We start from the raw sequence: 24995 nt of genomic DNA, 5'->3' as shown, positions 1-24995 counted from the left end.
TGATCCTAAGTGGCTTGTTTTGGTCGCTGCATTCGGACTTCTGCAAGTTTGCTCGGTGTTTTCGCCGATGGTGTTCCCCAAATCGAGGGTGACCAAGCATGCAAGAAAGCGTGATGCAGCGCATGTGGAACAGTGCCCACCTCTCCGGTGGTAACGCTGCCTATGTGGAAGAGCTCTACGAGCTCTACCTGCACGACCCTAACGCTGTGCCAGAAGAGTGGCGCACCTACTTTCAGAAGTTGCCGGCTGACGGTAACTCTGCCACTGATGTTTCGCACTCGACAATTCGCGATCATTTCGTGCTGCTGGCAAAGAACCAGCGCCGCGCCCAACCGGTATCTGCCGGCAGCGTGAGCAGTGAGCACGAGAAGAAGCAAGTTGAAGTGCTGCGACTGATCCAGGCCTACCGGATGCGCGGCCACCAGGCAGCCCAGCTGGACCCGCTGGGGCTGTGGCAGCGTCCTGCACCTGCAGACCTGTCGATCACTCATTACGGCTTGACCAATGCCGATCTTGATACGACCTTCCGTGCCGGCGACCTGTTCATCGGCAAAGAGGAAGCGAGCCTACGCGAAATTCACGAAGCGTTGCAGCAGACATATTGCCGCACCATCGGTGCCGAATTTACGCATATCGTCGATTCCGAGCAGCGCCAGTGGTTCCAGCAGCGTCTGGAAAGCGTTCGTGGCCGTCCGACCTTCTCCGCTGACGTCAAGAGCCACTTGCTCGAGCGCGTCACTGCCGCCGAAGGCCTGGAAAAGTACCTGGGTACCAAATACCCGGGCACCAAGCGTTTCGGCCTGGAAGGTGGCGAAAGCCTGATCCCGCTGCTGGACGAACTGATCCAGCGTTCCGGTTCCTACGGCACCAAGGAAGTCGTCATCGGCATGGCCCACCGCGGCCGTCTGAACGTGCTGGTCAACACCTTCGGCAAGAACCCGCGCGAGCTGTTCGACGAGTTCGAAGGCAAGAAGAAGGTCGAGCTGGGCTCCGGTGACGTCAAGTATCACCAGGGTTTCTCCTCCAACGTGATGACCACCGGTGGCGAAGTTCACCTGGCGATGGCCTTCAACCCGTCCCACCTGGAAATCGTTTCCCCGGTGGTCGAGGGTTCGGTCCGTGCCCGCCAGGATCGTCGCAACGATCCGACTGGCGAAAAAGTCCTGCCGATTTCCATCCACGGTGACGCTGCATTCGCAGGTCAGGGCGTGGTCATGGAAACCTTCCAGATGTCGCAGACCCGCGGCTTCAAGACCGGCGGTACCGTTCACCTGGTGATCAACAACCAGGTCGGCTTCACCATCAGCAACCCGGAAGACTCGCGTTCCACCGAGTACTGCACCGACGTTGCGAAGATGATCCAGGCACCGATTCTCCATGTGAATGGCGATGACCCGGAAGCCGTGCTGTTCGTGACCCAGTTGGCCATCGACTACCGCATGCAGTACAAGCGTGACGTGGTGATCGACCTGGTCTGCTACCGTCGTCGCGGCCACAACGAGGCCGACGAGCCTAGCGGCACCCAGCCTCTGATGTACCAGCAGATCGCCAAGCAGCGCACCACCCGTGAGCTGTATGCCGAGCGCCTGACCCAGAACGGTGTGCTGGACGCTGAGCGTGTTCAGGAAAAAGTCGATGAATATCGCAATGCCCTGGACAACGGCCTGCATGTTGTAAAAAGCCTGGTCAAAGAGCCGAACAAAGAGCTGTTCGTGGACTGGCGCCCGTACCTGGGTCACGCCTGGACTGCTCGTCACGACACCCGTTTTGATCTCAAGACCTTGCAGGAACTGTCCGCCAAGCTGCTGGAAATTCCGGAAGGCTTCGTGGTTCAGCGTCAGGTCGCGAAAATCTACGAAGACCGGCAGAAGATGCAAGCCGGCGGCCTGCCGATCAACTGGGGTTATGCCGAAACCATGGCATACGCGACCCTGGCGTTCGAAGGTCACCCTGTGCGTATCACCGGCCAGGACGTAGGCCGCGGCACTTTCTCGCACCGCCACGCGGCGTTGCACAACCAGAAAGACGCCAGCACCTACATCCCGCTGCAACACCTGTACAAAGGCCAGCCACGTTTCGACCTGTACGATTCGCTGCTGTCCGAAGAAGCCGTCCTGGCGTTCGAATATGGCTACTCCACCACCGAGCCGAATGCGCTGGTGATCTGGGAAGCCCAGTTCGGCGACTTCGCCAACGGTGCCCAGGTGGTTGTCGACCAGTTCATCACCAGCGGCGAGCACAAGTGGGGCCGTCTCTGCGGTCTGACCATGCTGTTGCCACACGGTTATGAAGGGCAGGGGCCGGAGCACTCTTCGGCGCGTCTGGAGCGTTACCTGCAGCTGTGCGCCGAGCACAACATTCAGGTGTGCGTACCGACGACCCCGGCTCAGATCTACCACTTGCTGCGCCGTCAGGTGATTCGCCCGCTGCGCAAGCCGCTCGTAGTGCTGACACCGAAGTCATTGCTGCGTCACAAGCTGGCGATCTCGACTCTGGAAGACCTGGCCGAAGGCTCGTTCCAGACCGTTATCCCGGAAATCGACGCTCAGGATCCGGCCAACGTCGGTCGCGTGGTTCTGTGCAGCGGCAAGGTCTATTACGACTTGCTGGAAAAACGCCGTGCCGAAGGCCGTGACGATATCGCCATCGTGCGTCTCGAGCAGCTGTACCCGTTCCCCGAGGACGACCTGATCGAAGTTCTGGCTCCGTACAAAAACCTGAAGCACATCGTCTGGTGTCAGGAAGAGCCGATGAACCAGGGTGCGTGGTACTGCAGCCAACATCACATGCGCCGCATCATCAGCGGTCACAACAAGTCGCTCGTACTTGAGTACGCCGGCCGTGACGCTTCTGCTGCACCTGCTTGTGGTTATGCATCGATGCACGCCGAGCAGCAGGAAAAACTGCTGCAAGATGCCTTTACCGTTTAATGCCTTCGCGCACCTGAAACCGAATTTAAGGAACCACAGATAATGGCTATCGAGATCAAAGCCCCCACTTTCCCGGAATCGGTTGCCGATGGCACGATTGCCACCTGGCACAAAAAACCGGGCGACGCGGTCAAGCGCGACGAACTGATCGTCGACATCGAAACCGACAAAGTTGTCCTGGAAGTACTGGCCGAAGCTGATGGCGTCCTGGGCGCCATCATCAAGAACGAAGGCGAAACCGTACTGTCGGCCGAAGTGCTGGGCTCCATCGAAGCGGGCGGCGCTGCTGCCGCTGCTCCGGCGACCGCTGCCGCACCGGCCGCCGCTCAGGCTGCTGCTCCTGCCGCTGGCGGCGAAGACGATCCAGTCGCCGCTCCCGCTGCCCGCAAGCTTGCTGAAGAGAACGGTATCAACATCGCTTCCGTTGCCGGCACCGGCAAGGGTGGTCGTGTGACCAAGGAAGACGTGGTTGCAGCGGTTGCCGCCAAGAAAGCCGCTCCGGCCGCTGCGCCAGCCAAGGCTGCCGCGCCTGCCGCTGCCGCTCCGGTGTTCGCTGCCGGTGATCGCGTTGAAAAACGCGTTCCGATGACCCGCCTGCGCGCCAAGGTTGCCGAGCGTCTGGTTGAAGCCCAGTCGAACATGGCGATGCTGACCACGTTCAACGAAGTCGACATGACCGAAGTCATGGCCCTGCGTTCGAAGTACAAGGACCTGTTCGAGAAGAGCCACAACGGCGTACGCCTGGGCTTCATGTCGTTCTTCGTCAAGGCTGCCACCGAAGCGCTGAAACGCTACCCGGCCGTCAACGCGTCGATCGACGGTTCTGACATTGTCTACCACGGCTACGCCGACATCGGTGTCGCGGTCTCCAGCGACCGTGGCCTGGTGGTTCCGGTCCTGCGTAACGCCGAACTGATGAGCCTGGCTGAAATCGAAGGCGGCATCGCCACCTTCGGCAAGAAGGCCCGTGACGGCAAGCTGTCCATCGAAGAGATGACCGGCGGTACGTTCACCATCACCAACGGTGGTACATTCGGTTCGATGATGTCGACCCCGATCGTCAACCCGCCACAAGCGGCGATCCTGGGCATGCACAACATTCTGCAACGCCCGATGGCGATCAATGGTCAGGTCGTGATTCGTCCGATGATGTATCTGGCGCTGTCCTACGATCACCGCCTGATCGACGGTAAAGAAGCCGTGACTTTCCTGGTCACCATCAAGAACCTGCTTGAAGATCCGGCTCGTCTGCTCCTGGATATTTAAAAAGCAGCTGCAAACTGCAAGTGACAAGCCACAAGCTCAGGCGAGCTGTGCGGGCTTTCAACTTGCAGCTTGCGGCTTGTAGCTTGCAGCTAAAAGGAACCTTTTATGACTCAGAAATTCGACGTGGTAGTGATTGGTGCGGGCCCTGGCGGCTACGTAGCGGCCATCAAGGCTGCGCAACTGGGCCTCACCACTGCCTGCATCGAGAAATACACCGACAAGGAGGGCAAGCTGGCCCTCGGCGGTACTTGCCTGAACGTCGGTTGCATTCCGTCCAAGGCGCTGCTGGACAGCTCCTGGAAGTTCCATGAAGCGCAGGATGGCTTGGCCATCCACGGCATTGGCGGTGTCAACCGCGAAAGCGTCACCATTGACGTACCTGCCATGGTTGGCCGCAAAGCCAACATCGTCAAAGGCCTGACCTCCGGCGTTGCTACCTTGTTCAAGGCCAACGGTGTGACCTCGATCCAGGGTCACGGCAAGCTGCTGATGGGCAAGAAAGTCGAAGTGACCAAGCCAGACGGTTCGGTTGAAGTGATCGAAGCCGAGAACGTCATCCTGGCACCGGGCTCGCGTCCGATCGACATTCCTCCGGCTCCGGTGGACCAGAACGTGATCGTCGATTCGACCGGCGCTCTGGAGTTCCAATCCGTACCAAAACGCCTGGGCGTGATCGGCGCGGGTGTGATCGGTCTGGAACTGGGTTCGGTCTGGTCGCGCCTGGGCGCGCAAGTGACTGTCCTTGAAGCGCTGGACACCTTCCTGATGGCCGCCGACGCTGCGGTTTCCAAGGAAGCACTGAAAACCCTGACCAAGCAAGGCCTGGACATCAAACTGGGCGCTCGCGTGACCGGTTCCAAGGTCAACGGCGAAGAAGTCGTGGTGACCTACACCGACGCCAACGGCGAACAGACCATCACTTTCGACAAGCTGATCGTTGCAGTCGGCCGTCGTCCAGTGACCACTGACCTGCTGGCTGCCGATAGCGGCGTGGAAATCGACGAGCGCGGCTTCGTTCAGGTTGACGATCAATGCGCCACCACCGTACCGGGCGTCTTCGCCATCGGTGACGTCGTACGTGGCATGATGCTGGCGCACAAGGCGTCCGAAGAAGGCATCATGGTGGTCGAGCGCATCAAGGGCCACAAAGCCCAGATCAACTACGACCTGATCCCGTCGGTTATCTACACCCACCCGGAAATCGCATGGGTCGGTAAAACCGAGCAGGCCTTGAAAGCCGAGGGCGTTGAAGTTAACGTCGGCACCTTCCCGTTTGCCGCCAGTGGCCGTGCCATGGCAGCCAACGATACCGGTGGTTTCGTGAAAGTCATCGCTGACGCCAAGACGGATCGCGTATTGGGCGTTCACGTCATTGGCCCAAGCGCGGCCGAGCTGGTACAGCAAGGCGCGATCGGTATGGAATTCGGCACCAGCGCTGAAGACCTGGGCATGATGGTCTTCTCCCATCCAACCCTGTCCGAAGCCTTGCACGAAGCGGCCCTGGCCGTAAATGGCGGCGCCATCCACGTGGCCAACCGCAAAAAGCGTTAATAGACAATAAGAAACCACGGCGGTATGGCCCGTCGTGAGCCTTGCGAGCAAGACTCACCGCGGAATATCCGCTGGACGCAGCCTTGCGTAGCGGCACCGGTCAACTGGAACGCTACGCAAGCAGCAGTCACAGGTGGTGCGGCACCATAACGGTGCAGCACCGAATGCGCAGTACCTAACGAAGACGGTAATAAGCATGAATCTTCACGAGTATCAGGGTAAGCAGCTGTTCGCTGAGTACGGCCTGCCAGTATCCACCGGCTATGCGGTAGACACCCCGGAAGCGGCAGCAGAAGCTTGCGACAAAATCGGCGGCAGCGAATGGGTTGTCAAAGCCCAGGTTCACGCCGGTGGTCGCGGTAAAGCGGGCGGCGTCAAGCTGGTTCGCAGCAAAGAAGACGCCAAAGCCTTCGCACAGCAGTGGCTGGGCAAGCGTCTGGTGACCTACCAGACTGACGCCAACGGTCAGCCAGTCACCAAGATCCTGGTTGAATCGTGCACTGATATCGCTAAAGAGCTGTACCTGGGCGCTGTCGTTGACCGTTCGAGCCGCCGTATCGTGTTCATGGCTTCCACCGAAGGTGGCGTGGATATCGAGAAAATCGCTCACGATACCCCTGAGAAAATCCTCAAGGCCACCATCGATCCACTGGTTGGCGCCCAGCCATTCCAGGGTCGCGAGCTGGCATTCCAGCTGGGCCTGGAAGGCAAGCAGGTCACTCAGTTCGCCAAGATCTTCGTAGGCCTGGCCAAGCTGTTCCAGGACCACGACCTGGCGCTGCTGGAAGTGAACCCGCTGGTGATCAAGGCCGACGGCGATCTGCACTGCCTCGATGCCAAGATCAACATCGACGCCAACGCCATGTACCGTCAGCCTAAGTTGAAGACTTTCCACGATCCGTCGCAAGACGATCCGCGCGAAGCGCACGCTGCCAAGTTCGAACTGAACTACGTGGCCCTGGAAGGCAACATCGGCTGCATGGTCAACGGTGCTGGCCTGGCCATGGGCACCATGGACATCGTCAACCTGCATGGCGGCAAGCCAGCCAACTTCCTCGACGTGGGCGGTGGTGCTACCAAGGAACGCGTAACCGAAGCGTTCAAGATCATCCTGTCCGACACCAACGTCGCTGCAGTACTGGTCAACATCTTCGGCGGCATCGTTCGTTGCGACATGATTGCCGAAGGCATCATCGGCGCCGTGAAAGAAGTCGGCGTGAAAATCCCGGTTGTTGTTCGCCTCGAAGGCAACAACGCTGAGCTGGGCGCTAAAGTACTGGCAGAAAGCGGTTTGAACATCATCGCTGCTACCAGCCTGACCGACGCTGCTCAACAAGTCGTTAAAGCTGCGGAGGGCAAATAATGAGCGTCCTGATCAATAAAGACACCAAGGTTATCTGCCAGGGTATTACCGGTTCGCAAGGTAGTTTCCACACCCAGCAAGCTCTGGAATACGGCACCAAGATGGTTGGCGGCGTAACTCCGGGCAAGGGCGGCACCGAGCACCTGGGCCTGCCTGTCTTCAACACCGTCAAAGACGCTGTTGCTGCCACTGGCGCTACCGCCAGCGTGATCTACGTTCCGGCTCCTTTCTGCAAGGATTCCATCCTTGAAGCAGCGTTCGGCGGCATCAAGCTGATCGTCTGCATCACCGAAGGCATCCCGACCATCGACATGCTGGAAGCCAAGGTCAAGTGCGACGAGCTGGGTATCACCCTGATCGGCCCTAACTGCCCAGGCGTGATCACTCCAGGCGAATGCAAGATCGGCATCATGCCAGGTCACATTCACTTGCCAGGCAAGGTCGGTATCGTTTCCCGTTCCGGCACCCTGACCTACGAAGCTGTGAAGCAGACCACTGACGCCGGTTTCGGTCAGTCGACTTGCGTCGGCATCGGCGGTGACCCGATCCCGGGCTCCAACTTCATCGACATCCTGAAGCTGTTCCAGGAAGACCCGAAGACCGAAGCGATCGTCATGATCGGTGAAATCGGCGGTTCGGCTGAAGAAGAAGCGGCTGCCTACATCAAGGCTAACGTGACCAAGCCGGTTGTTTCCTACATCGCGGGTGTGACTGCTCCTCCGGGCAAGCGCATGGGCCATGCTGGCGCAATCATCTCTGGCGGCAAAGGCACTGCGGACGAGAAATTCGCCGCTCTGCAAGACGCAGGCGTGAAAACCGTGCGTTCGCTGGCAGACATCGGCAAGGCCCTGGCCGAGCTGACTGGCTGGGAAATGAAGAAGTAAGCTTCGGCTGACTTTTTTGTTCCAGCAACAAAGGCCACCTTCGGGTGGCCTTTGTCGTTTTCGGAATTATGTGGCGTCAGTCAGGGCCTCATCGCGAGCGGGCTCGCTCCCACAGTTGAATATTTCAATGATGGAGCGAGCCTGCTCGCGATGATGGAATTACAGTCGCCAACCATTTAGATGCATAAACGCGACACGGAAATGTCGTGTATCGGATAGTTTGCCCCGTAATAGTGCGTTATTCGCACTAATTCGTTAGGCTAGCCGCCATTTTTGCGACCGTGGCTCACAAGGACGCGGTGCGCTAAACGGGTTGGTCTTATACGGATCGGCAGCATTTCCCTCCACCCTCAAGGGAAGTCCCTCTCTAAATTCCGATTCAGCAGTGTGGTTTCCTTAAATGAAAGTGTTGAAAGGCCAGGACATCCTGGCGCTTGGTTTCATGACATTTGCCCTGTTCGTTGGGGCTGGCAACATCATCTTCCCGCCTATCGTCGGTTTGCAGTCCGGGCCTCACGTCTGGATGGCGGCGCTGGGCTTTCTGGTCACGGCGGTCGGGCTACCGGTCATCACGGTCGTTGCGCTGGCCAAGGTCGGTGGGGCGATGGATGCCTTGAGCAGTCCTATCGGCAAGGTTGCCGGTGGCCTGCTGGCGGCTGTGTGCTACCTGGCCGTCGGGCCGCTGTTCGCCACCCCGCGCACCGCCACTGTCTCGTTCGAAGTCGGGCTGGCGCCGTTGACCGGTGAAAGCCCGCTGGCGCTGTTTCTCTACAGTGCGGTGTATTTCCTGCTGGTGTTCTTCATCTCGCTCTATCCAGGCCGCTTGCTGGACACTGTCGGGCGATTCCTTGCCCCGCTGAAGATCATTGCCCTGGCTGTGCTTGGCATTGCCGCGTTTGCCTTGCCCGCCGGCGATATCGGCGTGGCGACCCCTCAATACGAGGCCGCGCCGTTTTCCCAAGGCTTCATCAATGGTTACCTGACCATGGATACCCTGGGCGCATTGGTGTTTGGCATCGTCATCGTCAACGCGATCCGTTCTCGTGGTGTCGAGTCTCCGGCCTTGATCACCCGCTACGCCATCATTGCCGGGCTGATCGCCGGGGTCGGCCTGGCGTTGGTCTATGTCAGTCTGTTCCGTCTGGGGTCAGGCAGCCATGAAGTGGCCGCGGGCGCGAGCAACGGCGCGGCGGTGCTGCATGCCTATGTGCAACACACGTTCGGCAGCCTGGGCAGCGGTTTCCTGGCGGTGCTGATTTCCCTGGCGTGCCTGGTCACCGCAGTGGGCCTGACGTGCGCCTGTGCCGAGTACTTCAGTCGTGTCTTGCCGCTGTCGTACAAGACGTTGGTGGTCATCCTGGCGGCGTTTTCGCTGCTGGTGTCGAACCTCGGACTGACTAAGCTGATCGCTTTCTCGATCCCGGTCCTGACCGCGATTTACCCACCGTGCATTGCTCTGGTGGCCTTGAGCTTCTGCAAGGATTTCTGGCATGAACAGGGGCGCATTGTCGGCCCGGTCATGCTGGTGTCATTCCTGTTTGGCCTGATCGATGCGCTTAAAGGCGCCGGACTGGCGGAGTGGATGCCGACGCAAATGGCTCACCTGCCATTGAGTGAGCAGGGCCTGGCGTGGCTCGTGCCGTCGGTGATGACCCTGGCGGTGGCGCTGGTATGTGATCGTCTGCTGGGCAAGCGCAGCGAAGCGCTGGCCTGAGTTGCCGCGGCCTGCCACGAGCGGGCCCGCCGGTTAAAAAGAAATGCCCCGTATCAATCGATACGGGGCATTTTTTTATGGCGCGGATGCAGTGTCTTTTTCCTTGGACTAACGTCGAAGCATTGTCTTGAAAGGCTTACGCCGAACCTGTGGGAGTAAGCCAGCTCGCGATAGCTGTAGATATCTGCCACCTCGAGACTGACCTGACGCTATCGCGAGCAGGTTCGCTCCCACAGGGTCAATCGCAAGTCGCTCCATGTTCTTCGTCAGATAAGGAATTACATGTCATTCATCCAAGCCAATCTGATCCATCTTCTTGCCGCGGTCTGGTTCGTCGTCTGCTGGGGCGGCTACACCCGTTATGCGTTGTTGAAAGCCCGCGATACGGCCTGTCTGGCCAGCGTCATGCACTTGTATCGCGAAGACTGGATGCGCCGCATGCTGCTGCGTGAAAACCGTATCGCCGATGCCAGCGTGATCGGCAATCTGGAGCGCAACGCGTCATTCTTCGCCTCCAGCACGCTGATCATCCTGGCGGGCATCCTGACGGTGCTCGGGGCGTCCGACCGTGCGGTGTCGTTGCTGGCCGACCTGCCGCTGGTGCAGCAGGCGTCCCAGGGCATGTCGGAGGCCAAGTTGCTGTGCCTGGCGCTGGTGTTCGTGTATGCCTTCTTCACCTTCAGTTGGTGCATGCGCCAATACAACTTCGCGGCGGTTCTGGTGGGGTCGGCGCCGATGATCGGCGAGCGACATGTATCGGCGCAGGAGCGCAAGGCCTTCGCGCTTCGGGCTGCGCGGGTGATCTCCATGGCGGCCAACCAGTTCAATTTTGGCCTGCGCGCTTATTATTTCGGCATGACCATGTTGGCGTGGTTCGTCAGCCCCTGGTTATTCATGTTGATGAGCGCTGGCGTAGTGTTGGTGCTGTACCGCCGGGAGTTTCACTCCGACGTACTGCAGGTCATGGTTTACACCCCCACCGAGGCACCATTGCCTGATGCAGGCAAGGACCCGGCCTGACAGAACAGTCAACTATCAAATTGCAGATAAAAGAAAACCCGCACCAGGCGGGTTTCTTTTAAGCTCAAACAGTATTAGTTGGTTGCCGGCGCGGTGGCGGGCGCTGTTGCAGGTGCTTGTTCCTGTGTAGCAGCTTCGTTCGATTCGGCCTGATCTTTGGCGGCTTCGGCGTTTTCTTTCGCCGCGTCGTTCACTTTATCCTGTGCTTCGTTCATTTTTTCCTGAGCTTGCTCAGCGTGTTCGGTGGCATCTTGAGCTTTGTCCTCGGATTTTTTATCGCAGGCAGCGAGACCGAGGGAGGCGGCCAACATCAAGGCAATAGCTAAAGTCTTACGCATGGGGTGTTTCTCCTTATGGAAATAACTACTGGCCTTTTGAACGCCCCCCCTTGGATTAAGTTCCTCTTTTGCTACAGATATATAACTTTGCATGGGAACGGAACTTTCCAGGGCGTGCCCGTTACCACGTCTGCTCACTAATAAAGGCGTTAATCCAATGGCGCAAGACCCCGTTTTTGAGCGTGCGACACGCTTTTTGTCCGCGCTGCGACATTGTCAGGTGCTGGGCTTGAAGTTGCACAGCGCCAGTCGCGAGGGGCTGACCGTGATCCTGCCTTACAGCGCCCAGATCGTCGGCAACCCCCTCACGGGCATCATCCATGGTGGCGCGTTGACCTCATTGATGGACACAGCGTGTGGCATGTCGACGTTGTGCGTGTTGCCGCAGTTCGAGGTATGTCCGACCCTGGACCTGCGCATCGACTACATGCACGCCGCTGAGCCCAACAAGGATGTCTATGGCTTTGCCCAATGCTATCGGGTCACTCAGGACGTGATCTTCAGCCGTGGTTTTGCCTACCAGGATGATCCTGAACAACCCATCGCCCATGTGGTGGGCACCTTCATGCGCCTGGGCCAGCACGCTCGGGGAATCAACAGGGGTGGCCCGTTGGCTGCCGTAGACAAGCCATGAGCGATATCACTCAAGAACAACTGCGCCACGCCTGCGAGCGGGGCGACTACGCGCTACTGCTGGCCTCGATTCCCTATGCACGGCTGATCGGCATCGAATGCTCGCGTCAGGGCGAGGAGCTGCTGTTTCGCCTGCCGGCCAACAAGGACAACATTGGTAACCCTTTATTGCCGGCCATCCACGGCGGCGTCATCGCCGGTTTCATGGAGTTGTCGGCCGCGGTGTATCTGCTGATTGCCACCCGTGCGACGGGCGTGCCGAAAATCATCGATTTTTCCCTGGATTACCTGCGCGCCGGGCAGTTTCGTGACACTTATGCCAGATGCCAGGTCTGGCGCCAGGGGCGACGGGTAGCCAATGTCGCGATCACTGCCTGGCAGGAAGTCGAGGCCCAGCCCATTGCCACCGCCCGGGCGCATTTCAAGGTTCAGGAGTCTTCAAAAACGCATTGCCCTTGAAATCATCACCGTTGCCCCCACCTTGAGGACATCCCGCCGCCAATCTCAGCGAGGCGGACACCACCATCCACTTGGAGTTTGATGACCATGAGCGTGGAAACTCAAAAGGAAACCCTGGGCTTCCAGACCGAGGTGAAGCAACTGCTGCACCTGATGATTCACTCGCTGTATTCGAATAAGGAAATTTTCCTTCGCGAGCTGATTTCGAACGCCTCTGACGCTGTCGACAAATTGCGTTTCGAAGCCCTGTCCAAGCCAGAGTTGCTGGAAGGCGGCGCCGAACTGAAAATCCGCGTGAGCTTCGACAAGGACGCCCAAACCGTCACCCTCGAAGACAACGGCATTGGCATGAGCCGCGAAGAGGTGATCACTCACCTGGGCACCATCGCCAAGTCCGGCACCGCCGATTTCATGAAGAACCTCTCCGGCGACCAGAAAAAAGACTCTCACCTCATTGGCCAGTTCGGTGTCGGTTTCTATTCCGCGTTCATCGTCGCTGACCAGGTCGAAGTGTTCAGCCGCCGTGCCGGCCTCGCTGCAAGCGAAGGCGTGCATTGGTCGTCCAAGGGCGAAGGCGAGTTTGAAGTCGCCACCGTCGATAAGGCTGATCGCGGCACCCGCATCGTGTTGCACCTCAAGTCTGGCGAAGACGAATTCGCCGATGGCTGGCGCCTGCGCAACATCATCAAGAAGTACTCCGACCATATCGCGTTGCCGATCGAGCTGCCGAAGGAAGTGACCGCGGCCGAAGGCGAAGAAAAGCCTGAAGTGGAGTGGGAAACCGTCAACCGCGCCAGTGCCCTGTGGACCCGTCCACGCACTGAGGTGAAAGATGAGGAATACCAGGAGTTCTACAAGCACATCGCTCACGATTACGAGAACCCGCTGAGCTGGAGCCACAACAAGGTCGAAGGCAAGCTGGAGTACAACTCGCTGTTGTACGTGCCGGCCCGTGCGCCATTTGACTTGTACCAGCGCGAAGCCCCACGCGGCCTGAAGCTGTACGTGCAGCGTGTGTTCGTGATGGACCAGGCCGAATCGTTCCTGCCGCTCTACCTGCGCTTCATCAAGGGCGTGGTCGATTCCAATGACCTGTCCCTGAACGTTTCGCGGGAAATCCTGCAGAAAGACCCGATCATCGACTCCATGAAGTCGGCACTGACCAAGCGTGTCCTGGACATGCTGGAAAAACTGGCGAAAAACGAGCCCGAGCAGTACAAGGGCTTCTGGAAGAACTTCGGCCAGGTGATGAAGGAAGGCCCTGCCGAGGACTTCGCCAACAAAGAAAAAATCGCTGGCCTGCTGCGCTTTGCTTCCACCCAGGGTGACGATGGCGAGCAGATCGTTGGCCTGGCTGACTACCTGGCCCGCGCCAAGGAAGGCCAGGACAAGATCTACTACCTGACCGGTGAAACTTATGCACAGGTCAAGAACAGCCCGCACCTGGAAGTCTTCCGCAAGAAAGGCATCGAAGTGCTGCTGCTGACCGACCGCATCGACGAATGGCTGATGAGCTATCTCAGCGAGTTCGACGGCAAGAGCTTTGTCGACGTGGCCCGTGGTGATCTGGACCTGGGTAACCTGGATTCGGAAGAAGACAAGAAAGCTGCCGAAGAAGTCGCCAAGAGCAAGGAAGGCCTGGTTGAGCGGATCAAGACGGCCCTGGGCGATGCCGTCAGCGAAGTGCGGGTTTCTCACCGCCTGACGGACTCCCCGGCGATCCTGGCCATCGGTGAACAGGACCTTGGCCTGCAGATGCGGCAGATCCTTGAAGCCAGCGGCCAGAAAGTCCCGGACTCCAAGCCGATCTTTGAATTCAACCCGGCCCACCCGCTGGTGGATAAGCTCGACAACGAGCAGAGCGAAGAGCGTTTCGGCGATCTGTCGCACATCCTGTTCGATCAGGCCGCCCTGGCGGCGGGTGACAGCCTGAAGGACCCGGCGGCCTACGTACGCCGCCTGAACAAGCTGTTGGTTGAACTGTCAGCTTAATCAAGTGCAGGAAAACCCGCTTCGGCGGGTTTTTTCATTTCTGGTGTTCCGTTTCAAGAGGAGTCCGTCATGAGTCAGGTTATGGTTCGTTCGTTGGTGTATCAGATCGATGGTCAAACTTATGAAGGCCGCCTGGCCTTCGACGTAAGCCAGCAGGGCTCGCGCCCGGGTTTGTTGATGGCGCCCAATTGGATGGGCGTAGGGGCGGGGGCCGAGGAAATCGCCAAGTCGGTGGCGGCCAACGGCTATGTTGTGTTGATCGCCGATCTTTACGGCCAGGACGTGCGCCCGACCAATGCCGATGAAGCCGGGGCCGCGATGATGCCGCTCAAGAATGACCGTGCCTTGTTGCGCAAGCGCATGCAGGCGGCATTCGAGCAGCTGCAAAGTCAGGGTGAGGCGCAGGTCGATGCGTCCAGACTTGCCACGTTCGGCTTCTGCTTCGGTGGTTGCTGCTCCCTGGAGCTGGCGCGCACAGGCGCACAGTTGAAGGCCGCCATCTCGTTCCATGGCACCCTGGACACACCCGATCCGGCGGATGCGCAGAACATCAAGGGGGCGGTGCTGGTCATGCATGGTGCCTCGGACCCATTGGTGCCCAAGGAGCAACTGCCGGCCTTCGAAGACGAAATGAACGCCGCCGGGGTGGATTGGCAACTGCTGAGCTACGGTGGCGCGGTGCATTCGTTCACCGATCCACAGGCTAATGTCCCGGGCAAGATGATGTACGACGCCAAGGTTGCCGCACGGGCGTTCAGGTCGATGCATAATTTGCTGGATGAAGTGCTCAGGGGCTGAGGTTGGGTTGAAGCAGAACCCTGTGGGAGCCGAGCTTGCTCGCGATAGCGGTGTATCAATTAGCATTAATACCGACTGACACACCGCATCGCGAGCAAGCTCGGCTCCCACAGGTTCAATGGCATCCAATCTAGGGCAATTCGATCCGCTCACTTTCCCCCGGCACGGTCGGCCAGTCCCCGGCCGCCCAACGCCGGCGGGCTTCGTCTATTCGCGCAGGATCGCTGGAGACGAAATTCCAGTTGATCCGACGTGGCCCATCCAGCGGCGCGCCGCCGAACAGCACCGCATGGCAGTCGCTGTCGGCGAACAGTGTCATCTCTTCCCCTGTTGGCAATATCACCAGGGAATGGGCTTCTACCGGCTCGCCATCCAATAGCGCCTCACCGCTCAGTACATACAGTGCCCGCTCTTCATGCTCGGTGGGAACCAGCAATGTCGTCGCGGTCTGCAGGTGCAGCTCGGCGTACAGGGTAGGGGACAGTGTCGGGACTGGCGATTCCAGGCAAAAACCCGACCCGGCGATCATCCGGATTTTTACCCCCAGGTTATCGCTGACCGGCAGGGTGTGTGCCGGATGATGGCTGTAGTGTCCAGGTCCCTGTTCGTGGGATTGGGGCGAGGCCAGCCAGACTTGCAAACCGTGCATGACGAAATCGCTGCCCAGCAGTGTCTCGGGCGTGCGCTCGACATGGGCAATGGCGCTGCCCGCGGTCATCCAGCTGACGTCCCCTGCGTCTACCACTTGATCGGAGCCAAGGCTGTCCTTGTGCTGGAGTTTCCCTTCGAACAGGTAGGTGAGTGTGGACAGACCGATATGGGGGTGCTGGCGAATGTTCATGCCTTGACCGGCCTTGTAGGAAGTTTTCAGCATGTGGTCGAAAAATACGAACGGTCCGACGCTGCGACACTTAGCGGATGGCAGCGGGCGAAGAATCGGCTGGCCTTCCACATCTTCTGCGCGTGGGCGAATGGTCAGGGGCGTGATCATGATGTCTTCCAGGTTGAATAACGGATGGGCAAAGCATAACCCGCTGTGACATCTTGCGGCACATGGGCCGTGAACCCGGACGGGACGGTCGGGGTCTATCCTGTTCATAGCCTTCTGGAGTCCCCCCGTGCCCTTGACCCGTCTGATCTTCGCCTGGCTGCTGGCCGTTTCGAGCAGCGGCGTCATGGCCCGTGAATATGCCTACAGTGATGCGCACCTGCATTACGTTGATTTTTTTCAGGAAACCGCCGGCATGCCCAAGCTACTGAAGGCCATGGCCGACAATCGCATCGAGCATGTGATGATTTCCGGCATACCGGTGGCAAAAAAATGGCATGAGGACGAGCCAAAACGCCCGCGTTACTACGCCGGTGACGATGCGGATGCCTATTGGTACAGCGCCACCGATGTGATTGTCGCGGCGGCGGTGAGCAAGTTGACCGCTGAACAACGCCAGCACTTTCATCCTTTTTTGTCCGGCTTCAACCCCAACGACAAGAACTCCGCCATGCATATCCAGCGCATGCTCGATCTCTATCCGGGGTTGTGGCAAGGCATCGGTGAGGTGTTCACCCGCCATGACGACCTGACGGCGCTGACTTCGGGCGATACCCCGCGGGCCAACAACGAGGCCATGACGCGGATCTATCATCTGGCGGCAGAGAACGATCTGCCGGTGCTGCTGCATTCCAACATCACCTCCAAGCGGGAGAAAAATGCGCTGTACTTGCCGGAAATTGAAGAGCCGCTGCGCAACCATCCTCACACGCGGTTCATTTGGGCCCATGCCGGCACCAGCATGGAGATCCATCGTCATCAGACGCGGCTGGATTTTCTATTGCCGACGCTGACCCGGATGCTGGAGACCTATCCGAACCTGTACATAGACCTGTCCTGGAGCGTGCTCACGCCGTACTTGCTGGACGAGGCGGGCAAGCCCCGCGAGGCGTGGACCAAGCTGGTGGAGCGCTTTCCGGAGCGCTTCATGTTGGGGTCGGATGTAGTGGGACGTTTCGACAAGGTCGGTAAGGAGTTACGCAGCTTCGATCCGTTCCTGGATGCGCTACCGGAAAGCGTGGCGAGGAAAGTGGCTCGGGATAATTTCCTGGCGGTGTTATGTGGGAGCAAGGTTTGCCCGCGATGAAGGTATTGCAATCGCGAGCAAGCTTTGCTCCCACAGAAGCTCTCAGTGCACAAGGTGACCATCGCCTTGTCATCAGCCTGTCACCCCCGCGTCATACCCTCGCGCTCATCTCAATCAAGGAGCGCACTATGCATCTCACCCGTTCAAGCGCACTGGTCGCGTTGTTGTCGGTCTGCGGCCTGGCCCAGGCAGAAGTCCGTGTGGAAGGCCCGGTGGAGTACGGCATCTTCGAAGGGTCTCAAGCCGAACTGCAATCGGGGGAGCGGGTTCTGCGTCGCAGCAACGAGCAGATCCGGCAGACTGAAAGTGTACCGGCCAAGCTGGGCACCAAGTTCGGTCTGCGCTACCGCTTGGCGGACAAGGTGGCTGACGACCAGCCATTGACCTTGTTGTATTTCACCCCAGGCATTCGCACCCCCGATGGCGTGCGCCACGATAAATTCGAAGTCACCCAGAAACTGGTGCCCGGCGCGCCTCAGGATGTGATGGCCTACGAATTCACCGAAAGCCACGAAGTGGTGCCGGGGGAGTGGCGGTTCATGGTGTTCCAGGGCGATCGATTGCTGGCGCAGCAACGGTTTGTCGTGCGCTGAACTCCATCCACTATAGGCCTCATGTGGGAGCGGGCTTGCTCGCGAATACGGTGTGTCAGGCGGCATATTTGTCAGCTGACACACCGCATTCGCGAGCAAGCCCGCTCCCACATTGAACAGGCATATTTGCCAGGCAAAAAAAAGCCCCGAACCGGTCGGGGCGTTTTTTTGTGTGGCGTTGCGGCGGGGCTTACTTGCCCTGCCAGCGCTTCAGTACCAGGGTGGCGTTGGTGCCGCCGAAGCCAAAGCTGTTGCTCATTACGGTGTCGATTTTGGCGTCTTCGCGAGTCTTGGTCAGAATTGGCAGGTCGGCCACTTCCGGGTCCAGTTCCTCGATGTTGGCCGAACCGGCGATGAAGTTGCCTTCCATCATCAACATGCAGTAGATCGCTTCGTGAACGCCGGCGGCGCCCAGGGAGTGACCCGACAGGCTCTTGGTGGAACTGATGGCCGGGGCGTTGGCACCGAACACTTCACGCACGCCTTTCATTTCCGCGACGTCACCGACCGGGGTCGAAGTGCCGTGGGTGTTCAGGTAGTCAATGGGCGTGTCAACGGTGGACATGGCCATCTGCATGCAGCGGATGGCGCCTTCGCCGCTAGGAGCGACCATGTCATAGCCATCGGAAGTGGCGCCGTAGCCAACGATTTCCGCGTAGATTTTCGCGCCACGGGCCAGAGCGTGTTCCAGCTCCTCGACCACCACCATGCCGCCGCCGCCAGCAATGACGAAGCCGTCACGGTCGGCATCGTAGGCGCGGGAAGCTTTTTCCGGGGTGTCGTTGCGCTTGCTGGACAGGGCGCCCATGGCGTCGAACAGGAACGACTGGCTCCAGTGTTCTTCTTCTCCGCCGCCGGCGAACACGATGTCCTGCTTGCCCATCTGGATCTGTTCCATGGCGGTACCGATGCAGTGAGCACTGGTGGCGCAGGCAGAGGCGATGGAGTAGTTCAGGCCCTTGATCTTGAATGGCGTGGCCAGGCAGGCGGAAACGGTGCTGCTCATGGTCCGCGTGACGCGGTACGGGCCGACGCGCTTGACGCCTTTTTCGCGCAGGATGTCCAGCGCTTCCATCTGGTTCAAGGTGGAGGCACCACCAGAACCGGCGATCAGGCCAGTGCGCGGGTTGGACACCTGCTCTTCGGTCAAGCCGGAGTCAGCGATGGCGTCCTTCATGGCCAGGTAGGCGTAAGCCGCCGCATGGCCGACGAAACGGTAGATCTTGCGATCAATCAGCTCTTCGAGGGGAAGGTCAATGGAGCCGGAAACCTGGCTACGCAGACCCATTTCGGCATATTCCGGATTGAACCGGATGCCAGGGCGACTTGCACGCAGGTTAGCGGAGACGGTCTCTTTGTCATTGCCCAGGCACGAAACGATGCCCAGACCAGTGATAACGACGCGGCGCATGCGGATAACCCTTAGAAGTTGTCAGTGGAGGTGAAAACGCCGACCCGAAGGCCTTCGGCGGTGTAGATCTCGCGACCGTCCACAGCCACTGAACCATCGGCAATGGCCATGTTCAGCTTGCCCTTGAGGACGCGTTTGATATGAATGTTATAGGTAATCTTCTTGGCGGTCGGCAGAACCTGACCGAAGAACTTCACTTCGCCCGAACCCAGGGCGCGACCGCGGCCCGGCAGGCCTTGCCAGCCGAGGAAGAAACCGACCAATTGCCACATGGCATCCAGGCCCAGGCAGCCCGGCATCACCGGATCACCTTCGAAGTGGCAGGCGAAGAACCACAGGTCAGGAGTGATATCCAGCTCGGCGACCAATTCACCTTTGCCGTACTTGCCACCCTCTTCGCTGATATGGGTGATGCGATCCACCATCAGCATGTTCGGGGCGGGCAGTTGCGCGTTACCTGGGCCGAACAGCTCACCGCGACTGCAGCGCAGCAGGTCTTCCCGAGTAAAGGCGTTTTGTTTGGTCATGCGAGCTCCTCAATAGTCCCATGCGGCAGGGTGGGGCAAATCTTCCCGGCCGATCGAAGCGTTCATGCCTCGAATCGACAGCCTACTCATAGACTATTGCGTTGTAGTGAAAGTCACAGCACACGGGAAATGAATGTACACCTGTGCACTGAAATTTTTATTCAAGCCCCAATCGGGACTTGTTCGGGTGGTTAAGACTGCCGCACTTTCGCCTTTCACGCCAGTCGCAGATGGTCTAAACGCCTGCACTAACGCACCCAGCGCTGCAGAATCTGCTGCAGGTCAACTCTTTTGAACGGTTTGGCCAGGTAATCGTTCATGCCCGCCGCGAGGCAGGCTTCGCGGTCGCCCTGCAGCGCATTGGCGGTCAGGGCGATGATTGGCACCTCGCCGCAGCCGGGTAACTGGCGGATCTGTCGCGTGGCTTCGTAGCCATCGATGATGGGCAGCCGGCAATCCATCAGGATGGCCTCGAACATCAGGCTTTCGGCGCTACGGATGGCCTGGGCGCCGTCGGCGGCAATGCTGACGGTGAACCCCAGACTGCGCAACATGGCTTCGATCACGGTCTGGTTCACCGGATTGTCTTCCACCAGCAGCACATTACGGCCCTCGCCATGACCGCTGCCGTTGCCGTCGGGGAGCCTTGGCGCCAGGGCCATCGGTGTCTTTTGCGACAGGGCCAGAGGGATCTCCAGGGTAAACACCGAGCCCCGGCCTTCTTCGCTCTGGGCGCGCAATGTCCCCCCCATGCGCTCAGCCAGGGTACGGGCAATCGGCAGCCCCAGGCCGGTGCCACCGTAGCGCCGGGAAATCGAACTGTCGGCTTGCTGGAAGGCATCGAACATGCGTTCCAGGCTTTCGGTCGCAATCCCGATGCCACTGTCGCGCACCGTGCAGGTAAACCACAGGAGTTCGTGATCCAGCGCCTGCCATTGGCATTGCACGGTGACGCGGCCCTGTTCGGTAAATTTCAGGGCATTGCCGATCAGGTTGACCAGGATCTGCCGGATCCGCGTTGGATCGCCTTGCACCTGTAAAGCCCGCATGTCGTCAGGGATCAGCAGGTCCAGGCCCAGCTTGCGTTGCGCGGCGCTGTGCTGGAACGCCTGGGCGCAACTGGCAACCAGCTCCGCCAGACTGAACGGGATGTGCTCCAGTTCCAGGGCCGAGCGTTCGATGCGCGAGAAGTCGAGGATGTCGTTGATGACCTTCAACAGGTGCTCGGTGGATTCGCTGGCCAGCGCTGTGTATTCGAACTGCTCCTCCGTCATCTCGGTGGTTTCCAGCAGTTGCAGCATGCCCAGTACACCGTTCATGGGGGTGCGCAGTTCATGGCTCATCATCGCCAGGAATTCGGACTTGGCGCTGTTGGCCTTTTCCGCTTCTTCCCGGGTTTTGATCAATTGCGCCATGGCCTGGTGCTGTTCACGGCTGGCTTGCTCGAGACCGTCGGCCAGATTGTTGATATGCCGCGACAAGGCCCCCAGTTCGGCATCGTCGACGATGGGCAGCGGCGTGCTGTAGTCGCCTTGCTGGATTGCCATGACTGCGTTGCCGATGTCGCGTATTGGTCGGGACAGGTTGGACGCCAGGCGACGTGCCACCAGGAAGGTGAACAGCAGGGCGAACAGCGCCAGGATCGCGGCTTTGAGCAGGATTTCCTGCTGTCGCTGGCTGAAAGCGTCACTGGACATGCCGACGATCACCCGGCCCAGGTAATCCTCACCGGGCGCCTCGATGGTCGTGCTGTTGCCTTGCAGAAAATCATTGTTCAAGGCAATGCGCTGCAGGCGAACCGGCGCCTGGAAAACCTCGATCTGTTGGGAATGATTGCGGCTTTGCGCGGGTTGCTCGACATACACCACAACCCGATCCGTGCTGTCTTGCACCTCGAGAAAACGCACATGAGGCGTGGCCAGCGTGGCGGTGAGCAGGCTTTCCAGCACCTCGTTATTGCCCGAGATCACTCCATATTCCGTGGCGGGGGCCAGTTGGTTGGCGATCAACTGCCCGGTGTGGTTGAGTTCCTGGCGCAGGTCCTGGATTCGTACGAAGGTAAAGAAGCTGATCAACAGCACCGTCAGCAGCAACGCCGGGCCGAGGGCGATAAGCTGGGTGCGGGTATTGATGTCCCAGCGGCGACGCAAGGTCATGGGCGTTGTTCTCCTTCGGCCAACTGTGCAGCGACGGATTCGGCGTCAATCGGTTCGATTCCCAGTGAACGGGCGACCTGCTGGTTGCTCAGGACTTTGAAGCGGGACGGATACAGGCTGCGGGGCCAGGTGGTGGCGGGGCGGTCAAGCAAGTCGTCGAGAATTGCCAGCCAGTCTTCCTGGTCGCTGTAGGTACTGGCCAAGCTGCCAGCCTTGACGAAAGCGGCGTTGGGCCCGATCAGCGCACGTTGCCGGGCATAGCTGCTGAGCAACAGATTCTTTACCGTCTTGGGGTTGTACAGATCGGGGTCGTCGAGCCCCAGCAGCACATCACTGCGGCCCAGTAATTTTTGCAGGGGGCGGCTGTCACTGGTGTCGTCCCAGCGTTCACTCACGATCTCCAGGCCCAGCGGCGTCGCAGCCTGGCGGATTTCCTTGAGGAGGAATTCGCTGTGCCCGTCGAACAGCACGCCAACCCTACGCATTTGCGGAAGGATCGCGCGAATCAGGCGCAATTGCCGCGCCAGCGGCGGATCGCTCCACAACAGGCTCAGGTGATCGGGCGTTGTCTCGCCCAGGCGGTCCCGGGCTTGTTGGCGGCTGATCCGCAATACCAGGGTGGCCGGTCCGTGGGTTTCCTGCAGGCGCCAGTCGAGGCTGGGCTGGTCAAGCAAGATCAGGCGGACATTGCGTGGCAGTTTGCCGGGCGCCGGCAGGCTGGCCAGTGGCGTAAACCTGACTTCGTCCTCGGGGCGCAAGGCCTTCAGGGCCTGGGTGAAAGACTGCACACCAGGACTGTTATGCACGCCGGTCAGTACAATCTCGGCAGCCCGGGCCTCGATCGTTGCCAGCCAACCTGCAAACACCAGGCACAGCGCCAGCGGCAGGCGGCCACGAAAGGGCGTCTTGCGCGATCGACCCCGGGACATCTAGAACGACAACTCCGCGGTGAAGTACAGGACGTGACGGGAGTCGTAGTGGTTGTCGACAAACGTGGTGGGCTGGTTGTCGAGGCGCTGTTGCAGGACGCCCGCCAGTTCCAGATTGGCCTTGCCCAAAGGAATGCGTTTGGCGAGGCGGGTGTCGATTCGTTCAAAGCGATAGCCGTTGAGAGCGTCGGCGCCATAATAGAACACCGCACTGTTCCAGCCTTGGCCCCAGTCCCGCAGCCAGCCGGCCGAACCACTGTTGCGAGCGGTCGGCTGTTCGTCGAGGGCGTTACTGGCCAGGGCATCGACGTAGGCATAGGTCAGGCGCAGGCGGTCGGCGCTGCTGACGCGCCAGTCGAACTGGGTTTCGGCCCCGGAAAACTGTGATTCATTGGCGTTGCTGGCAATGTACTGATTGTTGCGCAGGGGTTCGCTGATCATGCCGGTGATTTCGTCATGGAACAGCTTCACATCGACCGCCAGCCCCAGGTTCATGAAATAACCGTTGTAGCCCAGTTCCCGGGAGCGCATGTGCTCCTGGTCCAGGTTCCCTGGGCCTCGGGTCTGGACAAAGTAACGGGCGCTGCTCTGGCCGAAGGCGGTGGGCTTGAGGTTGGTGACCTGATAACTCCAATTGACATTGTTCTCGAACATGTCCGGCGAGCGCACCGCCTCGGAGTACACCGCCCGCAGGCCATGACGCGGGGTGATCAGGTAGTTGACTGCCACCCGCGGCGTCAGCGAGCTGCCGGTCAGGTGAGTGTCTTCGAACATCGCGCCGCCCTGTACCAGCCAATGCTCGCTGGCCCGCCACTCCAGTTGACCGAACAAGCGCCAGGTGGTGTCGTCCAGCGTGCCGTTGAAGTACGTCTCTGAGTCGGCCCGGTCGTAGCGATAGTTTGCTCCGGTAACCAGTCGCAAGCTGTCGGACAGGCTCAGGGTGTCCTGGATTTCCAGGTCGTAGCGCGACTCACGGGCGCTCTGATCGATATCGCCGCACAGGGTTTGCGAGGCGCCGTTGCGCCATTGATCGAGCACCTGATTGGCCAGCGCCTGTTCCTGTGGGGTGCCGGGTGGCGCACCGGTGCCGGTGAAGCTGGGAATATTACGCGCCAGCTTCTCGGCGTAGTTAGGATTGAGCAACCACAGATCGGTCAACTGCGGGCTGAAGGATACCTCGGCATCGCACGCACGCCAGGTCTGCTGACGATCCCAGTGCTGGATCGAGCCTTGTACATAAAGGCTGTGGTTGGGGTTCAGGTCCAGGTTCCAGCGCAGCGAACCGGCGTAGTCCTTGGCGACAACATCGGAATTATCCCCGGCGGCTGTAATCCCGGCGAACACTGGATGGTAGGTATAAGGCCGCTGATTGGTCCCGTCCTTGGCGTTCAGTTGCCAGTCGATGCTCTGCTGTTCGTTCAGGGTCTGGCTGACGGACAGGTTGAAACGGTTCAAGCGTCGACTGTCGCGGTAATCGGCGCCGTTACGGTTACTGTCAAAGCCGTCGTCCTCCTGGCCGGACAGTGAGAGCCGCAGGTCACCGCCCTCCCAACCGCTGCCCTGGCTGGCGTACCAGTCGCTGATGCCACGCTCGCCACGGGTGATTTTCAGGCGGGTGCCATGGCTGTCGGCCGGAGCGCGGGTGATGATATTGACCACCGCCATCAGCGCATTGGCGCCGTAGCTGACGGTGTTGGGGCCGCGGAAGACTTCGATCCGCTCGATGTCCTCCATGGCCACCGGAATATCGCTCCAGTCCACCGTGGCCAGGCCGGCGCGATACACCGAGCGGCCGTCGATCAGCACCTGCATGCGCCGGGCTTCGGTGGCGTTGGTGCCGTGGTAGTTCACGGCGGCCTGGTTGCCGCTGATATTGCCGACCATCATGCCCGGCACCAGACGCAGCAGTTCGCTGATATCCCGGGCGCCGCTGGCCTTGATTAATTCGCTGTCCAGCACGGTCATGCTGCCGGGCACCGCCGCCGGCGATTGCTTCAGGCGCGTGGCCGTCAACACTTGGGGCAGGGGTTGGCTGTCGACAAACAAGTCGTCGGCCAGCACTGGCTGGCTGATGAACAGCGCCAATAATAGCGACGAGCCTGAACGGGAAGGGCCAACGGACACGACACAGCCTTTGATTACGGAGAGGATGGCGGGCATGTTAACCGAGGTGAGTGACTTTTCCATTCACGTTGACAGCATTTTCCTAGGAATTGATGGTCAGCTTCCTACAACTGCCGGTAATTGTAGCCGGGGCTGGTCGCGATCCGGCTGCTCCGTATAATGCCCGACATTG

The 24995-nt window shown here is 59.7% G+C and carries 20 protein-coding genes; 13 read left to right on the top strand and 7 right to left on the bottom strand.

Translation table 11 applies throughout. The features are described from left to right. Positions 1-98: 98 nt before the first annotated feature. The 7 genes from MA884_RS16860 to MA884_RS16830 all read left to right on the top strand — a co-directional run bounded on the left by MA884_RS16860 (position 99) and on the right by MA884_RS16830 (position 10728). Positions 99-2930, top strand: coding sequence for a 2-oxoglutarate dehydrogenase E1 component (locus tag MA884_RS16860; RefSeq protein ID WP_256231570.1), 2832 nt, complete (start codon positions 99-101; stop codon positions 2928-2930). Between the two features lie 42 nt (positions 2931-2972). Further along, positions 2973-4196, top strand: coding sequence for a 2-oxoglutarate dehydrogenase complex dihydrolipoyllysine-residue succinyltransferase (gene odhB / locus MA884_RS16855; RefSeq protein ID WP_256231569.1), 1224 nt, complete (start codon positions 2973-2975; stop codon positions 4194-4196). A 105-nt stretch (positions 4197-4301) separates the two neighbouring features. Beyond that, positions 4302-5747, top strand: coding sequence for a dihydrolipoyl dehydrogenase (gene lpdA / locus MA884_RS16850; RefSeq protein ID WP_256231568.1), 1446 nt, complete (start codon positions 4302-4304; stop codon positions 5745-5747). 196 nt (positions 5748-5943) lie between these two features. Then, complete coding sequence (sucC, locus tag MA884_RS16845; RefSeq protein WP_003179235.1) at positions 5944-7110, top strand: ADP-forming succinate--CoA ligase subunit beta; 1167 nt, start codon at positions 5944-5946, stop codon at positions 7108-7110. Next, positions 7110-7994 carry a succinate--CoA ligase subunit alpha gene (sucD, locus tag MA884_RS16840; protein WP_014339581.1) on the top strand — a complete coding sequence of 295 codons (885 nt, stop codon included), beginning with the start codon at positions 7110-7112 and terminating at the stop codon, positions 7992-7994. The genes sucC and sucD overlap by 1 nt, the downstream gene beginning before the upstream one ends. Positions 7995-8394: 400 nt before the next feature. Continuing rightward, positions 8395-9708, top strand: a complete 1314-nt coding sequence (gene brnQ / locus MA884_RS16835; protein ID WP_256231567.1) for a branched-chain amino acid transport system II carrier protein — start codon at positions 8395-8397, stop codon at positions 9706-9708. Between the two features lie 282 nt (positions 9709-9990). Then, positions 9991-10728: a DUF599 domain-containing protein gene (locus MA884_RS16830; protein WP_256231566.1), complete on the top strand. Its 738-nt coding sequence runs from the start codon at positions 9991-9993 to the stop codon at positions 10726-10728. Between the two features lie 74 nt (positions 10729-10802). Here the strand turns inward: MA884_RS16830 and MA884_RS16825 are convergent, their stop codons facing one another. Beyond that, the gene (locus MA884_RS16825) at positions 10803-11066 is read right to left on the bottom strand and encodes a hypothetical protein (protein ID WP_256231565.1); all 264 of its coding nucleotides are present in this window, start codon (positions 11064-11066) and stop codon (positions 10803-10805) included. A gap of 157 nt (positions 11067-11223) precedes the next feature. On the opposite strand from MA884_RS16825, the gene MA884_RS16820 reads away from it, so the two are divergent. The 4 genes from MA884_RS16820 (at position 11224) to MA884_RS16805 (ending at position 14948) form a co-directional block, all read left to right on the top strand. Further along, on the top strand, positions 11224-11700 hold the full coding sequence (locus MA884_RS16820) for a PaaI family thioesterase (RefSeq protein WP_256231564.1): 477 nt from the start codon (positions 11224-11226) through the stop codon (positions 11698-11700). Beyond that, positions 11697-12158 (top strand): PaaI family thioesterase, encoded by a 462-nt coding sequence (locus MA884_RS16815; RefSeq protein WP_256231563.1) that lies wholly within the window; start codon positions 11697-11699, stop codon positions 12156-12158. The genes MA884_RS16820 and MA884_RS16815 overlap by 4 nt, the downstream gene beginning before the upstream one ends. An 87-nt stretch (positions 12159-12245) precedes the next feature. Continuing rightward, on the top strand, positions 12246-14150 hold the full coding sequence (gene htpG, locus MA884_RS16810) for a molecular chaperone HtpG (protein ID WP_256231562.1): 1905 nt from the start codon (positions 12246-12248) through the stop codon (positions 14148-14150). 69 nt (positions 14151-14219) lie between these two features. Then, positions 14220-14948 carry a dienelactone hydrolase family protein gene (locus MA884_RS16805; protein WP_256231561.1) on the top strand — a complete coding sequence of 243 codons (729 nt, stop codon included), beginning with the start codon at positions 14220-14222 and terminating at the stop codon, positions 14946-14948. 130 nt (positions 14949-15078) lie between these two features. On the opposite strand, the gene MA884_RS16800 is transcribed toward MA884_RS16805, so the two are convergent. Next, entirely contained in the window at positions 15079-15939 is an 861-nt protein-coding gene (locus MA884_RS16800) for a pirin family protein (RefSeq protein ID WP_256231560.1), read from the bottom strand. Between the two features lie 184 nt (positions 15940-16123). Between MA884_RS16800 and MA884_RS16795 the strand changes: the two genes are divergently transcribed. Both MA884_RS16795 and MA884_RS16790 read left to right on the top strand, forming a co-directional pair. Beyond that, the gene (locus MA884_RS16795) at positions 16124-17083 is read left to right on the top strand and encodes an amidohydrolase family protein (protein ID WP_305519125.1); all 960 of its coding nucleotides are present in this window, start codon (positions 16124-16126) and stop codon (positions 17081-17083) included. Between the two features lie 128 nt (positions 17084-17211). Next, the gene (locus MA884_RS16790) at positions 17212-17676 is read left to right on the top strand and encodes a DUF3859 domain-containing protein (protein WP_256231557.1); all 465 of its coding nucleotides are present in this window, start codon (positions 17212-17214) and stop codon (positions 17674-17676) included. 190 nt (positions 17677-17866) lie between these two features. Here the strand turns inward: MA884_RS16790 and fabB are convergent, their stop codons facing one another. From fabB to MA884_RS16765, 5 genes are all read right to left on the bottom strand, one after another. Beyond that, complete coding sequence (fabB, locus tag MA884_RS16785; RefSeq protein WP_256231556.1) at positions 17867-19087, bottom strand: beta-ketoacyl-ACP synthase I; 1221 nt, start codon at positions 19085-19087, stop codon at positions 17867-17869. Between the two features lie 11 nt (positions 19088-19098). Further along, the gene (gene fabA / locus MA884_RS16780) at positions 19099-19614 is read right to left on the bottom strand and encodes a 3-hydroxyacyl-[acyl-carrier-protein] dehydratase FabA (RefSeq protein ID WP_003204400.1); all 516 of its coding nucleotides are present in this window, start codon (positions 19612-19614) and stop codon (positions 19099-19101) included. Between the two features lie 248 nt (positions 19615-19862). Beyond that, positions 19863-21770, bottom strand: coding sequence for an ATP-binding protein (locus MA884_RS16775; RefSeq protein ID WP_256231554.1), 1908 nt, complete (start codon positions 21768-21770; stop codon positions 19863-19865). After that, on the bottom strand, positions 21767-22699 hold the full coding sequence (locus tag MA884_RS16770) for an ABC transporter substrate-binding protein (protein WP_256231553.1): 933 nt from the start codon (positions 22697-22699) through the stop codon (positions 21767-21769). The genes MA884_RS16775 and MA884_RS16770 overlap by 4 nt, the downstream gene beginning before the upstream one ends. After that, positions 22700-24859: a TonB-dependent siderophore receptor gene (locus MA884_RS16765; protein ID WP_305519123.1), complete on the bottom strand. Its 2160-nt coding sequence runs from the start codon at positions 24857-24859 to the stop codon at positions 22700-22702. Positions 24860-24995: the final 136 nt, after the last annotated feature.

The sequence above is a fragment of the Pseudomonas sp. Q11 genome, assembly GCF_024494355.1.
GTDB lineage: Bacteria > Pseudomonadota > Gammaproteobacteria > Pseudomonadales > Pseudomonadaceae > Aquipseudomonas > Aquipseudomonas hefeiensis.
This window is presented reverse-complemented; position numbering and strand designations above follow the sequence as displayed.

Excerpts from the sequence above, each read along its gene's own strand:
- MA884_RS16860 (WP_256231570.1), top strand. The coding sequence starts at position 99 with ATGCAAGAAAGCGTGATGCAGCGCATGTGGAACAGTGCCCACCTCTCC.
- odhB (WP_256231569.1), top strand. The coding sequence starts at position 2,973 with ATGGCTATCGAGATCAAAGCCCCCACTTTCCCGGAATCGGTTGCCGAT.
- lpdA (WP_256231568.1), top strand. The coding sequence starts at position 4,302 with ATGACTCAGAAATTCGACGTGGTAGTGATTGGTGCGGGCCCTGGCGGC.
- sucC (WP_003179235.1), top strand. The coding sequence starts at position 5,944 with ATGAATCTTCACGAGTATCAGGGTAAGCAGCTGTTCGCTGAGTACGGC.
- sucD (WP_014339581.1), top strand. The coding sequence starts at position 7,110 with ATGAGCGTCCTGATCAATAAAGACACCAAGGTTATCTGCCAGGGTATT.
- brnQ (WP_256231567.1), top strand. The coding sequence starts at position 8,395 with ATGAAAGTGTTGAAAGGCCAGGACATCCTGGCGCTTGGTTTCATGACA.
- MA884_RS16830 (WP_256231566.1), top strand. The coding sequence starts at position 9,991 with ATGTCATTCATCCAAGCCAATCTGATCCATCTTCTTGCCGCGGTCTGG.
- MA884_RS16825 (WP_256231565.1), bottom strand. The coding sequence starts at position 11,066 with ATGCGTAAGACTTTAGCTATTGCCTTGATGTTGGCCGCCTCCCTCGGT.
- MA884_RS16820 (WP_256231564.1), top strand. The coding sequence starts at position 11,224 with ATGGCGCAAGACCCCGTTTTTGAGCGTGCGACACGCTTTTTGTCCGCG.
- MA884_RS16815 (WP_256231563.1), top strand. The coding sequence starts at position 11,697 with ATGAGCGATATCACTCAAGAACAACTGCGCCACGCCTGCGAGCGGGGC.
- htpG (WP_256231562.1), top strand. The coding sequence starts at position 12,246 with ATGAGCGTGGAAACTCAAAAGGAAACCCTGGGCTTCCAGACCGAGGTG.
- MA884_RS16805 (WP_256231561.1), top strand. The coding sequence starts at position 14,220 with ATGAGTCAGGTTATGGTTCGTTCGTTGGTGTATCAGATCGATGGTCAA.
- MA884_RS16800 (WP_256231560.1), bottom strand. The coding sequence starts at position 15,939 with ATGATCACGCCCCTGACCATTCGCCCACGCGCAGAAGATGTGGAAGGC.
- MA884_RS16795 (WP_305519125.1), top strand. The coding sequence starts at position 16,124 with ATGGCCCGTGAATATGCCTACAGTGATGCGCACCTGCATTACGTTGAT.
- MA884_RS16790 (WP_256231557.1), top strand. The coding sequence starts at position 17,212 with ATGCATCTCACCCGTTCAAGCGCACTGGTCGCGTTGTTGTCGGTCTGC.
- fabB (WP_256231556.1), bottom strand. The coding sequence starts at position 19,087 with ATGCGCCGCGTCGTTATCACTGGTCTGGGCATCGTTTCGTGCCTGGGC.
- fabA (WP_003204400.1), bottom strand. The coding sequence starts at position 19,614 with ATGACCAAACAAAACGCCTTTACTCGGGAAGACCTGCTGCGCTGCAGT.
- MA884_RS16775 (WP_256231554.1), bottom strand. The coding sequence starts at position 21,770 with ATGACCTTGCGTCGCCGCTGGGACATCAATACCCGCACCCAGCTTATC.
- MA884_RS16770 (WP_256231553.1), bottom strand. The coding sequence starts at position 22,699 with ATGTCCCGGGGTCGATCGCGCAAGACGCCCTTTCGTGGCCGCCTGCCG.
- MA884_RS16765 (WP_305519123.1), bottom strand. The coding sequence starts at position 24,859 with ATGCCCGCCATCCTCTCCGTAATCAAAGGCTGTGTCGTGTCCGTTGGC.